Here is a 15896-nt window from a genome sequence, read left to right on the forward strand (position 1 = left end):
CAGCGAGGATATCTCTGGGGTCGGCCCGTTTTCCCGGGCGTCCCGAAGAGGCGCCTCTCTTTTTCCGCCTTGCAATGCGTTAGTGTTGGGCTTTTCCCGTCCGGCCCTCAATGACGGAGCTCCGGGAAGGCATCACCGATCAACACAAGACAGAAAGAGGAGAAGCGCATGACGACCGATGAACATTCCGAACTCAGCAAGGAGCTTGAGGAATTTCAGTCGTCCATGCCCCATGCCGCCCTCTTTTCGGACCTCGAGGTCCTGCCGGGCGGCGAAGGCTTCCGCTTCATGGGCACGCGCATTCTCGGCGCACTTTCTCTGGAACCCGTGCCTCCCGCGGCCCCGCTTTCCTTCGTCAGCTGCGCGCTCGAAAACGACCGCTTCATCACGATTGCGGCATCGGAAAGCGACCGTGATTCTCCGGACTTCTTCCGGCTCGTCACATCTCTTCCTTTCGAACCCGATGAGTCGGACTTCGATTCATCCGATCCCGCGGAAGCGCTCGCGCTTCGCGCTGAACGCATCGACCGGCTCTCCAGATGCCTTGCGGCAGCGGAAGCGCTTTCCGACCGGCTTCCGCTTGATCTCCTTCAGGATGCGCGCTCGCGTCTTCTTCACGAAATCAGAACGCTCTGCGCTACTGACCATCTGAAGGCTCGTCTCTTTGGCGTCCCGGTCGCGAGCGTCTCCTTCGGACCGCGTTGCATCCGAGCTTCAAGCCTTCCTCAGGATGAGGCGGAAGGCCAGAGAGAGCCCATTCAATTCGTTTCGCCCTGCTTCTCGGGACTCGCAGAAGGCCGCCCCGTCATGCTCATCCGCACCACCATGAGCGACGAAAGAAAAACGCTTCTCTGGATCCGCGATGAAGAAGACTTCCATATGCTCTCGAGCCGCTTCATGGGCTGGAAGGAGGAAGAGCGCGAGGCCTGGTGCCGCGGCATGCGCTCCCGGCTTGAACAGGGAGCCCGCTCTCTGACGGCACCCCGTCAGGCGCCGCTCGAGAAGCTCGCGCTCCATCTTTGCGAGCATGCGGAAAGCCTCTTCGACCTGATGCCGGATGAAACTCAAGGCGGCTCCGGTTCGCAGCGGCTGATCCTCCGGGGCGAAGCCGCACCGGAAGCCTGGAGCGCTGCGCTCGACGGCGTCTTCACCCTCTTCGCGGCTGTGGACGAAACGGTCCGAAACAAACTTGAGGGTTGCGAAGAGCAGTCCTCCTCTTCGTCCGTCTGAGAAGCGCACTACACTCAGTCTCCCCAAACAGCTTCATTCAAAAAGGGAGATTCGCAGTGAGACGCGCTTCAACAGTTCTTACCCTGGCGCTCGTCGCATTCCTTGCCGCCGGCGCCGGCACTTCGCAAGCCTCTGAAGCGAGCGATGCGCTTGCCGACTGTCTCTACAAAAACACGTCCCAGACCGACCGCAATGCCTTCGTGCAGTGGGCCTTCGTCACCATCGGCAAGGCGGATGCCGCCAAAGCGGTGGCTGAAATCCCGCAGGCAAAGATTCGTCAGGTTGAAAAGAACGCTCAGACGGTCCTCACCCGCATCGTGCTGAAGAGCTGCTCCAAACCCGCGATGAATGTCCTCATGACGGACCCGAAGAAGGGACTCGAAAACACGCTCACAAGCCTCGCCTACAAGCTCGCAGCCGATGAGGTTGCAAAGCGCACTTCGCCCGTTCTCAACCTCACGATTACGGACCTCCTCAACTCGTCCGTCACGAATCTTCTGAAGCGTTGATGATTCCCGGATAGAGAATTCAGTAAAAAGAAGAGCTTCCCGCGTGAATTTCACAGGAAGCTCTTCCGTTCAGTGCTTTTAAGCGGCCCCCGGGCGCGACTCAGGAGCCGGCTCCGGGTTCTTCCGGCGCCTTATGCGCTTCATCCCAGGCAGCCTGCATTTCGATCCAGGGGGCGGATCCGGTGCCGAAAATGGTTCCGGCCGTCACGGCCATTTCGCGCGTCATGGGCGCCTTACCCTCAAGAACCGCGAGAAAGGCGTCCTTTGAGAGACCGAACCAGCCGGCGGCGGCAGAGAGCTCCGTATCCTCCAGAATCTGGGCGAGCACTTCGCCCGGATGCTGGATTTTCTGAGACTGTCCGCGCCCCCTGGGCGATTTTCCTCGACCGGCCATGCTTTATCGGGCTCCCTCGAGGATGGCTTCGACGTCTTCAGCGGCAAGAGGCTTCAGGTGCCCCACCGGTCCCTTTCTGCAGCAGTGGCGCGCAATGGCGTCGATCGGGCATTCCGCGGCTCCCAACGCAGCAAGCGTCGTCGGCATGCGCATGAGCTGGAGCCATCCGATGAATTTCGCAATGCCGAGTTCAATCGTTGCCCGGTCATCCGCCTGAGGCTCAACGCCCATCACTCGGACGGCGAAGGAAACAAAGCGCTCCGGAGCGATCGGCGACACATAGCGCATCCAGGCCGGGATCACCACCGCAAGACCGCAACCGTGCGTGATGTTTTCGTTCCAGCCCGAAATTTCATGCTCAATTGCGTGGCAGGCCCAGTCTTCCTCGCGCCCGAGACCAAAGTAGCCGTTGTGAGCAAAGGTACCCGCGAGACCGATCTGGCACCAGGAATCGTAGTCGTCGGGCTTTTCGAGCACCTTCGGACCGAATTCCATAATGGTGCGAAGAGCCGCCTCAGCCTGACCGTCCGTGTATTCCGTATGCGTCGTGTTGGAGAAATAGCGCTCGAGAATGTGCGAGAACATGTCGACGACGCCGGCCCCGATCTGAAGGGCGGGGAGCGTCTTGAAGCGGTCGGGATTGATGAAGGCGGCGGCCGGGCGCAGGCACTCTGCGCCGATGCCCGCCTTCGTGCCGTGATGCGTGATCACGCAGCGGATCGACTGCTCCGACCCCGCAGCGGGGATCGTGAGGACGGCGAGAACCGGGAGCGCCTTCTGCGGCACTGCGCGGCCTTCAAAGAGCTCCCAGCAGTCGCCCTCGTATTCAATGCCCGCGGCAACGGCCTTCGCCGTATCGATCACGGAACCGCCGCCCACGGCAACGATCGCGCGGATGCCCTGATCGCGCACCCAGTCAATCGTGTCGCGCACGAAGCCCATGCGGGGATTGGGCTGCACGCCGCCCTTTTCGATCACGCAGAAGCCCGCGTCCTCGAGGCTCTTTTCGACCGCGTCGAGAATCCCCGTGCGGCGAGCGGAACCGCCGCCGAAAAGAACAAGGACCTTGGCTTTTCCGCCGAGAACGGCAAGCGCCTGAGCGCCGACCTGAAGTTCAGCATCGCGTCCGAAAACGAGACGCGTGGGATTGGAGTAGGAGAAGTTCAGCATATTGGCCTGCCTTCCTTGTGATGGGGGTTAAGTTGCTCGAATCGGAAAAGAAGCCTTCAATCATGAAGGTCCATTCATTACCGGGCTGATGGGGTGCCGGCGCCTCTCAAGAGACGCCGTCGACTGGAATCAAAAAGACAAACTGCGGCAGCCGCCGCGACATTGAGCGATTCGACGCCATCGGCAATGGGAATCCAATAGCGTTCATCCGTCGCCGCGAGCGCTTCATCGGAGAGTCCCGGCCCTTCGGCGCCCATCATCCAGCAGACGGGACCGCGGGCCGTATAGTCGGAGGCGAGGAAGAGATTTTCTCCGCCCCGGGCGTCGGCAGCGAGGAGTCTGCCGGCATAGCGTTCGCGAAGCTGCCTTACCGGACAGCCCTCAATGATCATTACCGAAAAGTGCGCACCCATGCCGGCGCGAAGGACCTTGGGCGTCCAGAGGCAGGCCGCCCCCGGACTCGTGATCACGACCCGCACGCCGGCCGCGGCTGCGGACCGGATCAGCGTGCCGGCGTTTCCCGAATCCTGCACGCCGTCGAGGTAAAGCGCATCGAGACTGCGCCACGCGTCGTCCGGAGGCACTTCCGGAATCGCGACTTCGCACATGATGCCGACCCCGTTCTCGACCGGGGAGATGCTGTCGTAGAGACGGTCGGAGAGCACATACACCTTTGCTTCCTTCGCGTCCGCGAGCTTGTCGGCAAGACCCGCCGCCTCGTTGGTCGAGCGACCGGCCGACAATATGACGGCAGAAACCTTCACGTCCGGGTGCTCAAGCACGACCTCTGCGAGATGAATGCCTTCAATCAGAAGCGCTCCCTCGCGGCGCAGAAACCGGGCATCCGCGGCGAGCCGCTTCCAGCGCTTCACGCGCGGATTGGCATCGCTTTCGATTAAGAGATGAGTCATGCGAAAAATCCTTCCGGCATCAAATTTATTTTGAATAGGCTATTTGGTTTTTGCGCTCTTGGCAATGATGGACTTTACGGGTTCGAAGCTTCTCCGGTGGCAGGGGAGCACGCCGTACTTCTCAATCGCCTCGATGTGCGCCCTCGTTCCGTAACCCGCATGCTGCCCGAAACCATATTCCGGATGTTCGAGGCCGATCCGGGCCATCAGATGGTCTCGTTCCGTTTTGGCAAGAATCGAAGCCGCGGAGATGGCAGCCACCTTTGCGTCGCCCTTCACGATGGTTTCAAAGGGGACGGTGAGGTGCTTCGGCGCCCGGTTGCCGTCGATGAGAATGAGCTCGGGCTTTTTCGAGAGCGCCGCGAGCGCTCTTTCCATCGCTAGGAACGTCGCTTCGAGAATGTTCACGCTGTCGATTTCCTCGACGGAGGCCCAGCCGACGCCCCAGGCGAGCGCGCGCTCGCGAATGAGGGGAGCAAGCGCCTCGCGCTTTTTGGCGGAGAGCTTCTTGGAATCGTTGAGCCCCTCAATCGGATTCTCCGGATCGAGGATCACTGCGGCGGCGCACACCGGCCCGGCGAGCGGCCCGCGGCCCGCTTCATCGACCCCTGCCGTAAGAAGCGGCAGCTGATCAAAGCCCCCGGAGAGAAAGAGGCTCTCACCAAAGTCTGCTTCTTCAGGCGCCTCAGTTGTCTTCGTTCTGCTCTTTGCCATGCTTCGAAGCACATTCCCCAAAAAATCAAAACGGCGTGCCGGGCCCGGCAACCGGGTTCGACACGCCTATCGGAAAAATAACCTGCAGCGCCTTACCAGCGGCGAAGCGCGCGCTTTTCGAGCACGTCCGCAACAAGCGCGCTCGTATCGCGCTTCAAAGCCTCATGAAGCTTCGTGAAGCGCTCAGCGAGCTCCTTCTTCTTCGCGTCATTTTCAAGCGCATCCTCAAGCGCCCAGGAGATCTGGTCGGCGCGGCAGTAATACTGCAGGAACTCCGGCACCACGCTCTCGCCCATCAGAATGTTGGGGAGCGACACGTGGCGAATCAAGGCCTTCTTCTGCATGATCATGCCGGTGAGCGCCGGCATGCTGTAGCCCACGACCATCGGCTTCTTGTAGAGCGCGCACTCGAGCGTGGCGGTGCCGGAGGCAACGAGCACGGCGTCGGCCGCTTCAATCATGCGGTGGCTTTCGCCGATCCGGACGATCATGCGCTGCGCAAGACGCGCGTACTGGCCGACAATGAAGATGATGCGCTCGCGCGCTTCCTCGTCGGCAGCGGGAATCAGCACATGCATGTCGCCGTAGCGGTGAAGGAGCTTTTCCACGGCGCCGAAGAAGGCCGGGGCGCATCCCTTCACTTCGTCGAGCCTCGAGCCCGGCATGATCGTGACGACCGGGAGCGTGTCTTCCGTGAGGCCGTAGTCGCGGCGCGCTCCAATGGTATCGGGCTCCATCGGAATGACGGAGGCGAGCGGGTGCCCCACATAGGTCGCGTCGATCCCGGCGCGGCGGTAGATCTCTTCCTCAAAGGGGAAGACGAGGAGCATGTGGTCGACCGCACGACGGATCTGGTGAATCCGCTCGGGGCGCCAGGCCCAGATGGAGGGGCTCACGTAATGCACGGTCGGGATGCCGCGGCGGCGAAGCTGCTGCTCGATCCCGAGATTGAAGTCCGGGGCATCGACGCCCACGAAGACGCGCGGATTCGAGGCGGCGAACTTCTTCACGAGTTCAGAGCGAAGCCTCAGAAGACGCGGCAGGTGAGAAAGAACCTCAACGTAGCCTCTGACGGAGAGTTCGCGGATGTCGTGCCAGGCATGAAACCCTGCCGCACGCATGCGCGGGCCGCCCACGCCGTACTGCGCGGAGTCCTCGAAGCGCTTCTCGACCTCAGGGAGGGCGAGGCTCGCGATGTAGTCGCCGCTCGCTTCGCCCGCAAGCCAGATGATGCCGTTGGTTTCAAGAGTCGGATTCGGACGATGAGTGCCCATGTTTTTGGTCTCCTGCCAGTTTTGTTGTATCGGGGTCGGGGAGAATTCTTTTCGCCTTCAGAATCAGCGGATGACGCCGCGCGGACTCGTCGTAACGAAGGTAAGGAAGTGATCGAGCTCATTGACGGCGCCGGGGAAGTCCGCCTTGAGGGCCTCAATCTTCACGGCCGCCTCCTTCACCGTGAGATTCTCGCGGTAGAAGTGGCCGTAGGCCTTTCTGAGCGCCCGGATCTGCTCATCGGTGAAGCCCGCACGCCTCAGGCCCACAATGTTGAGGCCCGCGACGCGGCAGGGATTCAGGTGCGAAATCACATAGGGAGGCACATCCTGGAGAACCCCCGAGGCGCCCCCGACCATGGCGTAGGCGCCGACGCGGCAGAACTGGTGCACGGCCGCCTGGCCGCCGAGAATAGCGTGATCGTCGACGCGCACGTGGCCGCCAAGAGCGACATTGTTGGCGAGGATCACGTCGTTGCCGACATGGCAGTCGTGCGCCACGTGGGCGTTCGCCATGAAGAGGTTGCGGCTTCCGACCGTGGTGAGGCCTTCATCCTGCGTCGTACCGATCGACATCGTGCAGTTTTCGCGGATCACGTTGTCGTCGCCCACAACGAGGCGCGTGTCTTCGCCGCGGTACTTCTTGTCCTGCGGGTGACAGCCGATGCTTGCGCCTGCATAGACCACATTGCGCTCGCCGAGAACGGTGCTGCCCTCAACCACGACGTGGCTGCGAAGCACTGTGCCGGCGCCGATCTTCACTTTGGGCCCGACAAGGCAGAAGGGGCCGATGACGACGTCGTCGGCGATTTCAGCTTCGGGAGCAACAATGGCGCTGGGATGAATCTGTGTCATTTCTATAGAAGTTCCTTTGGAGCCATGCTGCAATTGTCTCAGCCGGAAATTTGGATGAGCTTAATTACTGCTCTCCCCGCGGTCCGCGACAAAAGCGCATGCGCCGATAAGAGGACGGCGCATTTCGAGCGCAATCCCCTCCGAGCTTGCCTGAGGGATTTTATACGTCCCGGCGCAGGGCGTTTCGGAATGGAAGCAAAAGGCTAAATCTGAGAGACAAAAGAAAAGGCGGAAGGAGCTATGCGCTTAAGACGCATATTCCCGTTCCGCCTTCTGTCCCGGGCTGTCCGTCCTTTCAAAGGACCTCAAGCCGCCTCGTCCGGAGGTTGAAAGTTATTCCGCTGCCGGAGCAGTCTGCTGAGGAGCAGGACGGTAGGCGCACATCATGCTCGCCGAGGCCGCAACCTTACCGTCCACGCGGGCGACGGCTTCGAAAATGCCCATCCCGAGCTTCGCCTTCAGGAACTTCCCTTCGATCACGAGCTGGTCGCCCGGCTGAACGATGCGCTTGAAGCGGGCGTTGTCGATGCCGGCAAAGTAGAAGAGGCACTTCTTCGGATCCACATCCTTCGGGAGGCGCGCAAGCGCGATGATGGCGCAGGCCTGGGCCATCGCTTCAATGATGAGAACGCCCGGCATCACCGGAGCCTGGGGGAAGTGTCCGGTGAACTGCGGCTCGTTCATCGTGACGTTCTTGATCGCCACGACGCGGTCGAGTTCATCGGAGAGCTCGACAACGCGGTCAATCAGGAGAAACGGATACCGGTGGGGCAGCTGCTCCATGATGTCCAGAATGTTGAGGCTCTTCGGCATGGCTCTGACTTGTCTCTCAGTTGGGGTTGCTTTAAGGGAAAAAGCCGCAGGCAGATCGGATTGGAACCAGATAGCCTGCGGCGGAATGGAATTGTCGCTCGAATCAGCTTTCCTGCGCTTCTTCCTTTCGGATTAGCGCGCGCAGGCTTTCAACTTCCTTTTCAAGGCGCTTCAGTTCCCTGCGCATTTCAGGAAGCCGCGCCGTAATCGCCGCGGCCATCGTGAATTCGCGCTTTGTGAGGGCCGGGAAGAAGCCCGTGAGCTGCGTGGGTTCCGTCCCCCAGCCGGTAATGGCGGTGGCGGGCCCGATGCCGGAGCCGGACGGGATTTCGATGTGGCCGTTGATCATCGCCGCGCCGCCGATCATGACGTGGTCGCCCACCTTGGTGGAGCCTGCAATGCCGACGCAGGAGGCCATCACGCAGTGGCGGCCGATGCGGTCGTTGTGGCCGATCTGAATCTGGTTGTCGAGCTTCGTGCCTTCGCCGATGACCGTGTCCTCGAGCGCGCCGCGGTCGACCGTCGTATTGGCGCCGATCTCGACATCATTGCCGAGCACCGTACGGCCGCGCTGCGGGATCTTCACCCATTCGCCGCGGAAGGGCGCGAAGCCGAAGCCGTCGCCGCCGAGAACAGCGCCCGACTGAATGCAGCCGCCGTCGCCCACGACAGTGCCTTCATAAAGAACGGCATTGGGGTAGATGATGGTGTCGGCGCCGACCGATGCGTTTTCTCCCACGACGACGCCCGACGAAATGAGGGCGCGCGGGCCGATCTTCGCGCCCTTTTTGATGACGGCGAAAACCTCGACCGTCGCCGTCGGATCCACCTCAGCGCCCTCCTCGACGTAAGCGCGCGGATGAATGCCGGGATTGCGCTTCACGGGATAAAAGATCTGAGACGCATAGGCAAAGAAGGCATACGGATCGTCGCAGATGAGAATCGTGCGGGCGGGGAGCTCATCGCCGAAAATCGCCTTTGAATCCTTTTCGCGAAGAACGAGCGCTCCGGCGCGGCTTTCCTTCATCTCGGCCGCATAGCGCGGGTCGGTAAGGAAGCTGAGGTCCTCCTCGTGCGCGTCCCTGGGCGGCATGAAGCGGCCCACCTTCACGTCGGCGCCCGAAATGCGCATGGAAAGACGCCCCTTCGACAGCGTACCGACTTTTTCAATCAGTTCGGCGAGGCTGATAGGCTGATTCTGTGACATGACTTGTCCTTACAAAAATTAGTGTCCCTGCGGGAGCGCTCTTCAGTTCCGGGAGGCTTACTTCTTTGCCGTCTTTCCGGCAGTAATGTCCCGGTCAAGCGCTTCGATCACGCGGCTTGTGAGATCGACGCGGTCGCTCGCATAAAAGAATTCATAGAGCACGAGATCGAACTGCTCCTTCTTCGCGAGGTCCTGGACCACGCGGCCCGCTCGGTTCTGCAGAAGCAGCACCTCTTCGTTGCGGCGCTGATTGAATTCCTCGCGCGCCTCGCGGCTTCTGCGCGTCACGTCGCGCTCCATTTCAGCGAGCGACCGGCGCTCCTGCACGCGCTCGGATTCCGTCATGGAGGGGGCATCCTTTTCAAAGCGCTCGAGCCGGGCCTTGAAGCGCCGGCTGATCCCCTCGATTTCCTCCTGCCGGCGCTGCCCTTCGGCATTGAGGCGATCGCTCGCCTCGATGGCCGTTTTGGATTCGCGAAGAATGCGCTCCATATTGACGACGCCGATCCTGAGGTCGGCAGCCGTTGCGGCGCCGGCCGCAAGGAGCGTGGCAGCCGAGAGGGCTGCAAAGCAGACGCGAAGTGAGCGCATGACGATTCCTTTTATCTCACAGGAAAAAAGTGTTTGAAGCTCTGCCGCCATAAATCCGCTTTCAATATTGAGCGGCAGGACAGGCTCATGAAAACGGATTTTAGCAACGCTTTTCGCCGCTCCCGAAAAGAAACGCTCCGAAGCGCCGGAGAGACGATTCGGAGCGTTTGGGTGGCTGCTGCGGTTTCCGGGGAAGCGCTCTCCCGAGCGCTTCCGCCGGGAATCACCCCGATCAGGCGAGCTTCGGAAGCATGGGAGCGGCTTCGCCGGCAACGCCCACCATTGCGAGCGTCACGAGGGTGGCGAGCTGCGGACCCTTTTCCATCTCGGTTGAATCGAAGAATTCCTTGAGGCTGTGCTCGTTGTGGGTAACGCCGCCCGTGCCGATGCAGACCGACGGAACGCCGATCGAGATCGGCTTATTGGCATCGGTCGAGGAGGAGCGGCACTGCTTCACTTCGAGGCCCATCTTCTGCATGGCGCAGAGGGCCGCCTGCACGACGGGGGAGTCGTCGGGCTGCTGGCCCGCCGGACGGTTGCCGATCTGGGTCTTCACGAGGCGCAGCTGATGCTCGGCATCGGCCTTGGGCCAGCGGGCGTTTTCAAGCTCAACGCCCTTTTCGAAGGCGGCAAGAACGCGCGCCTCGAGGTCCTCGAGCTCCTTGAGGTCAACGGAGCGCATGTCGACGTCCACCTCGCAGCGCGCGGCAATCGTATTGACGGTCGTGCCGCCCTTGATCGTGCCGATCGTGAAGGTGGTCTTCGGATTTTCGGGCGGATCGAAGTCAGCGATGATATTGCCCGCGCGGCACATGGCGTGAATGGCGGAAGGCACCTTCGCGTAGTCGATGTAGGAGTGGCCGCCCTGGCCCTCGATCGCGATGCGCCAGCGGTGCGCGCCGGTGGCGCCGTTCTGCACAGTGTAGACGTCGGCCATGTCGAGCGCCATGAAGCCGTCGATCTTCCTTGAGCCGTCAAAAAGGGCCTTGGCGCCGCGGATGTCGCCGTTGCCTTCTTCGCCGACGGTGCCGACAAAGAGAATGTCGCCCGCCGTTTCAATCTTCGCGCCTTCGAGCGCGCGCAGGACCTGGAGCATCGAACGCAGACCCGAAGCGTTGTCGCCGATGCCGGGACCACGGTAGATCGGGCCCTCCTTCGTCACCTTGAGGTTGGTGCCGGCCGGGAAGACCGTATCGAGGTGCGCGGCAATCGCGAGCACCGGACCATTGTCCTTCCCCGGACGACGGCCGACGACGTTCCCCGAGGGATCCATCACGACGTCCTTCAGGCCATAGGCCTTCATGAGCTCCATGATCGCTTCGCCGCGAACCTTTTCCGCAAAGGTCGGGGATTCGATTTCGGAAATGCGGACCTGTTCGGCCATGGCGCGCTCGACTTCTTGAGCGCAGATGTCGAAAGCCGCCTTGACGGCAGGCATCGACGAGAGCTTCTCGATCTGCTCGATCATCTTGGGTTCAAGTTGAGGCACACGATCTTTGGTTGCCATGGGGGCATGCTCCTGAAAATAAAGTTGGCCGTTCCTGCGCGCAGAGCCTGATTGGCTCCGCAGACAGGATCCGCTTGAATTTGCATTCAGCCGGAGAAGAGCCGATCGGCCGCCTCTCCGGCGCATAGGGATCATAGCGCGGCTAAGATGTTTTAATTAGTTGCCGCTTTCACTGAGATTTTCAACATCGCAGAGCTCTCCGGGCTCGACAAGGGTGTTGAGCCTAAGCAGTCAAAATGCCATTACTTCTGCTTGGCTGCGAAAAAAACGTTGCTGCGCTTTTCGAAGCAAGCCTCTCCGCTGCAAATTTCCCGAAGATTGAACTGAAGCACGGACTTCATGCTTTCCTCTGGTTTAGCTTTTTCCTTATCGCCAAACGGATTTTTTGTACTGATAAAAGATTTTATCTTTGTAATTTTTCCATTATCAATAATGTCAACAGAGGAAATATCTCCCTTCAGAGTAACAGGAAAGTAGGTTGTTGGTATATGCAATATGACCTTGTTTTCCTTATGTGACAGAAGTTCTTTTTCCTTAGCGACCTTCTTGAAGCTCACCAAATAACTCTTGCCATCTTCCGATAAATTCTGCTCAGTAGCTTCAAAATGCTGTCCTTCGATATCGATTGTGGCTTTATTTTGACTATCGGCATCAAAAGCCCATCGATAGGGCAAAGACAATGTCAGACCATCTTCTCCATAAAGACTATGATCAACCGACAGCTGAATATTATTAATTTCCGGAATGAAGCGTGTAATGAATTTTTCCTGAGGCTTAAATCTGCTCATTAAGTAGAGAATCTCTTGATTTGATGCAGATTCTTTATTGAGCACATCTTCAAGCATCTTCGTCAACTCACTTTCATTTTTTCTCCCGTCAAGGATTCCCGCCAATAAAGTCCGGGATATAATTTCAAGCTGCCCGAGGTCGATATTAAGTTGAAGAAGCCTGGCCGCCCTGTCGAAATCACCATACTGTATAGCCGTCAACCCGCCGAAAAGTATTTTCGTCGGCTCATCCGGGTATACCTGCAGAATTTCATCCACTAATCGCATCGCCTCAGCCTCGGGAAGTTCACCAGAGGTGATTCGATACATCTTCAGTTCCGCTTCAAACGGATCGATTCTTAAAAATCCTTTGAAAAAGGAATACTGCTCAAGACAGTATTTAATATCGTCAGCCAAATCCTTGTCTTTCTTTGCCTGCCATAAGGCAAAAGCAGCACTGCCGCGATAAGACCAGTACTCCGGGATAAACTGCAGTCTGCTCTCATTCAGCCTTAGTCTTTGATACCGAGCAATCATGACGCTTTCCGAAGCTGTTTCCAAAAGCAGATCCAGATCTTTTTGAGTGACGCGATATGAATCGCTTAAATCAGAAGACCTAAGAAGATTCCAATATTTTTCCAGAAAACTTTTGCTCAGCTCATTGATTTTCTGGAGCTCCTCTCGTGCAATGTTATATTCCCCTTCCTTTGCGCGAGAATCTGCCGCAAGCACATTATTATACGATTCAACCGTATCAAAAACTTGTCCTGCTAAAGACATGATATTGCCGCTTGATGAAGGATTTAATAAAGTAGCTCCCCCAGTACCTATAGCCAATACTGTCTGGCTCCCTATTTTAAGGGTATTAAACATGGCAATTTGCTTTTTCTCCAACGCATCTTGACGAAGTAAATCCTTTTCCATTTCGTTCAAACGAAAAGCCGTCAATCCGTCAAGAACCTGCTGAATAACATTAATCGTTTCATTATCAGGTATATTTTTTAGATTTATATTATTTATAATTTCATCATACTGATTATCAAGCAGTACTCTATTCCTGTAATGCTGAATAACAGAAAGCGAATACGAACAATAGTTCATTGCCACCATGCTTCTCATAGATGAGTCGTCGAGCTCATTAAAAGGAAGAGAAGCATTCGTGGAAGAGGAGATCAGGGCTGCGGCAATTGCAAAATATAATTTATTCATTTCTATTTCTTGGATAATCAATTATTAAATGAATAATTCAATTTGATTCATCACACAACAAAGGATTGCATTAAAGGGGTATTTTTCAGCGCTTTCCCCTAAAATTCCTCGAGAGAACATTGTGCTTCGCAAATTTGACTTCGAGGCTGCATTACTTTAAGTGCCTCAACGTCATAAAATATCGCAAAACGAACTATAACGAAAGCTGCAGATTGCTCAAAAACAACATTTGTTTTCTAGATAAACCGGGGCGAGATGTCTTTCATTCATTACGAGCAAATCTCAACCTGCAGCGCAAAACGTCTTTTCAGGAATCTTCAAAGGAAAACGGCATCCTTCCGGGTTATCTTGCACTCGCATTCGCCTGACGATTAACACCTTGCATTGAAGAAAGAACAGCACTGGATCTACAGCGTCACAACCCGCCACCATGCTCATCCCTTTTCTTACGCAGAGGCTTTGAATCCTCCGGCGTTCAAGCGAAGAAGGACACCCAAGGACCGCAGACCTAATGACGAGCCGTGCAAGATTGCTTTCTCCAATTTTTCAGTCGGATTTAAGGGCAGTCTGACAAGCTTTAGCCTCAAATCATTGCGCCCAGCGCGCGCATCCAAACCCCCGCGCCCCGCAGATCCCTTGAAATATTTCGGAGACCAGAATTGAAAGCAATTTCCTCCAAAGTGCTCCGGCAGACGCTCCTTGCCTCGGCCGTTCTTTCCTCGTTCACCCTTGCGGATCTCGCGCTCGCGGCTGAAATGACTCCGATGAAGCCGGGCGTCTACACGCAGAAGGTCGTTGCCCACAACGGCTTTATGGAGGTTGAGGTCAAGCTTTCCGCCGACCGCATTGAAGCGGTGAAGATCGTGAAGAGCGATGAAACGCCCTACATCGTCGACGAACCGATGAAGCAGGTGATCAGCAAGGTGCTGAAGGACCAGACGCTGCGCGTGGATACCGTCTCGGGCGCCACCCGTTCAACGGGCGCGCTCCTTCGCGCCATCGGCGAAGCGGTTGAAGCCGCGGGGGGCGTAAGCTCCGAATGGACGCCTGATCCCGTCGTCATCGATCCGGCGAAGCTCCCGCTCGCCGATGCTCCGAAGGCTGACGTCGTCGTGATCGGCGCGGGCGCCTCGGGCCTTGCCGCAGCGGCCGCTGCCGCTGAAGCGGGCGCGAAGGTCGTCGTGCTCGAAAAAGCGCCTCAGGCGGGCGGCTCCCTTGCGCTTTCGAACGGCGTCCTTGCCGCTGCCGGCACGGACATCCAGAAGGCCTCCGGCACCCCGGCTGATCCCGCCGGTCTCGCCAAGCTCTGGCTCGAGGACCAGAAGCGCTCCGTGAGAGGCGGCGTCCCGGGCTATCCCGACAAGGCGCGCGTTGAAGCGCTCGTGAAGCAGAGCGCCGACACGGTCGCCTGGCTCACGAAAAACGTCGGCCTTAAGTTCTCCGCCAACCCGGTCGCCGCGGACGGCATCGGCGCCTATGCGCTCATTCCGGCCGCCTCTGAAGCCGGCAAGCCCGCCGGTGCAGCGCAGGCGGAAGCCCTTCTCAGCTACGTCGAAAAGAAGGGCGGCAAGGTTCTCACCTCCACCTCTGCCTGGAAGCTCATTACGGATAAGAACGGCTCCATCGCCGGCGTTTCCGCTGCCGACGGCAAGAACCGCTTTGAATTCCATGCCCGCGCCGTCGTTCTCGCGACGGGCGGCTTCGGCGCCGACCTTCTGAAGATCACGCAGCGCCAGCCCCGCTGGGCCGCCTTCACGGAAATCTCGAAGGCCGCGAAGACCGATACCGGCGACGGTCTTGCCCTCGCTGAATCCGTGGGCGCCCGCGAAGTCAACGACAGCTGGCTGATCGGCGTCGGCATTGCCCCCGCCTATGCCCCGATGACGCCCGCCATGCTCGGTCCCCGCGGCTGGAAGGGCATCACGCTCGTCAACGAAAAGGGCGAACGCTTCGTGAAGGAAGACCTGCCGGTCCTCGCTGACGCCGTTTCCGAGCAGCGCGACGCCTGGCTTGTGCTTGACAGCACCGAGCACGACAAGGCCAACCGCCTCATGGCGTACTTCGGCTACGAAACGGTCGTGAACGCCAACAACTGGGAAGAGCTCGCCCGGCGCATCGGCGCGCCTCAGGCGAAGCTGCGCGCGACGATGGATAAGTACAACGCCGATGCGAAGCTCGGCAAGGACACCGTCATGGGGCGCGACCCCGAGAACTTCGCGCCCCTCACGAAGGCTCCCTTCTATGCTGTCAAGGTGAAGCCCGTGATCGGCGGCACCATGGGAGGCGTCCTTACCGACCGTTCGTGGCGAGTGCTGAATGCGAAGAAGGCTCCGGTGAAGGGCCTCTGGGCCACGGGCGAAATGGCCAACCGCGCCTTCTACAACCGCGTCTATGAACCGGGCACCGGCCTTCTCATTGCCTATGAGTCCGGCCGCGAAGCGGGCACTGCGGCTGCGAAGGAAGCCCTCAGGAAGTAATCCTCCGGCCTCAAAGACTTCTTAAAGCTTTAAGAGACGGGCGCGGGATTGAGAATCCGCGCCCGTTTTCTTTGCCCAAAGCCCGCCTGGAATTTTTCCACAAGCCTGCGACAACTTATGCACAGAGTTGTTCACAAAAAGTTGTCCTCAGTTTTCTTCACATTCTGAGTGGAGAAAGTTGTGGATAAGTTCTTCTTTCCTTGTGCCTCAGCGAAATATTGATTGCCTAAATTTTAGGCAACTCCATTTCTCCCTGTGCATAACCCTGAAA

At 58.5% G+C, this 15896-nt stretch carries 14 protein-coding genes; 3 read left to right on the forward strand and 11 right to left on the reverse strand.

The window, feature by feature from the left end; translation table 11 throughout:
- Positions 1-168 precede the first annotated feature (168 nt).
- Positions 169-1230, forward strand: coding sequence for a hypothetical protein (locus tag Q0106_RS10195; RefSeq protein WP_297612422.1), 1062 nt, complete (start codon positions 169-171; stop codon positions 1228-1230).
- Between the two features lie 56 nt (positions 1231-1286).
- Positions 1287-1739 (forward strand): hypothetical protein, encoded by a 453-nt coding sequence (locus Q0106_RS10200; RefSeq protein WP_297612425.1) that lies wholly within the window; start codon positions 1287-1289, stop codon positions 1737-1739.
- A gap of 100 nt (positions 1740-1839) precedes the next feature.
- On the opposite strand, the gene Q0106_RS10205 is transcribed toward Q0106_RS10200, so the two are convergent.
- The 11 genes from Q0106_RS10205 to Q0106_RS10255 form a co-directional block, all read right to left on the reverse strand.
- Positions 1840-2133, reverse strand: coding sequence for a hypothetical protein (locus Q0106_RS10205; RefSeq protein ID WP_295491482.1), 294 nt, complete (start codon positions 2131-2133; stop codon positions 1840-1842).
- A gap of 3 nt (positions 2134-2136) precedes the next feature.
- On the reverse strand, positions 2137-3303 hold the full coding sequence (locus Q0106_RS10210; RefSeq protein ID WP_297612428.1) for an iron-containing alcohol dehydrogenase: 1167 nt from the start codon (positions 3301-3303) through the stop codon (positions 2137-2139).
- A gap of 77 nt (positions 3304-3380) precedes the next feature.
- Positions 3381-4214 (reverse strand): RNA methyltransferase, encoded by an 834-nt coding sequence (locus Q0106_RS10215; RefSeq protein ID WP_297612431.1) that lies wholly within the window; start codon positions 4212-4214, stop codon positions 3381-3383.
- A gap of 39 nt (positions 4215-4253) precedes the next feature.
- Positions 4254-4928 carry a ribonuclease HII gene (gene rnhB / locus Q0106_RS10220; RefSeq protein ID WP_297612434.1) on the reverse strand — a complete coding sequence of 225 codons (675 nt, stop codon included), beginning with the start codon at positions 4926-4928 and terminating at the stop codon, positions 4254-4256.
- 92 nt (positions 4929-5020) lie between these two features.
- Positions 5021-6202 (reverse strand): lipid-A-disaccharide synthase, encoded by a 1182-nt coding sequence (gene lpxB / locus Q0106_RS10225; RefSeq protein ID WP_297612437.1) that lies wholly within the window; start codon positions 6200-6202, stop codon positions 5021-5023.
- Between the two features lie 63 nt (positions 6203-6265).
- Complete coding sequence (gene lpxA / locus Q0106_RS10230) at positions 6266-7054, reverse strand: acyl-ACP--UDP-N-acetylglucosamine O-acyltransferase (protein WP_297612440.1); 789 nt, start codon at positions 7052-7054, stop codon at positions 6266-6268.
- A gap of 333 nt (positions 7055-7387) precedes the next feature.
- Complete coding sequence (fabZ, locus tag Q0106_RS10235; RefSeq protein ID WP_152158964.1) at positions 7388-7867, reverse strand: 3-hydroxyacyl-ACP dehydratase FabZ; 480 nt, start codon at positions 7865-7867, stop codon at positions 7388-7390.
- Between the two features lie 103 nt (positions 7868-7970).
- Positions 7971-9074 (reverse strand): UDP-3-O-(3-hydroxymyristoyl)glucosamine N-acyltransferase, encoded by a 1104-nt coding sequence (gene lpxD, locus Q0106_RS10240; protein ID WP_297612444.1) that lies wholly within the window; start codon positions 9072-9074, stop codon positions 7971-7973.
- Between the two features lie 57 nt (positions 9075-9131).
- Positions 9132-9665: an OmpH family outer membrane protein gene (locus Q0106_RS10245; protein ID WP_297612447.1), complete on the reverse strand. Its 534-nt coding sequence runs from the start codon at positions 9663-9665 to the stop codon at positions 9132-9134.
- Positions 9666-9897: 232 nt separating this feature from the next.
- Positions 9898-11172 (reverse strand): M20/M25/M40 family metallo-hydrolase, encoded by a 1275-nt coding sequence (locus Q0106_RS10250; RefSeq protein WP_152158967.1) that lies wholly within the window; start codon positions 11170-11172, stop codon positions 9898-9900.
- Between the two features lie 242 nt (positions 11173-11414).
- A complete protein-coding gene (locus Q0106_RS10255) occupies positions 11415-13148 on the reverse strand; it encodes a hypothetical protein (RefSeq protein WP_297612450.1) in 1734 nt (577 codons plus the stop codon).
- 659 nt (positions 13149-13807) lie between these two features.
- On the opposite strand from Q0106_RS10255, the gene Q0106_RS10260 reads away from it, so the two are divergent.
- The gene (locus Q0106_RS10260; protein ID WP_297612452.1) at positions 13808-15625 is read left to right on the forward strand and encodes an FAD-dependent oxidoreductase; all 1818 of its coding nucleotides are present in this window, start codon (positions 13808-13810) and stop codon (positions 15623-15625) included.
- Positions 15626-15896 lie beyond the last annotated feature (271 nt).

This window comes from uncultured Sutterella sp., assembly GCF_937923675.1.
Classification (GTDB): Bacteria; Pseudomonadota; Gammaproteobacteria; order Burkholderiales; family Burkholderiaceae_F; genus Sutterella.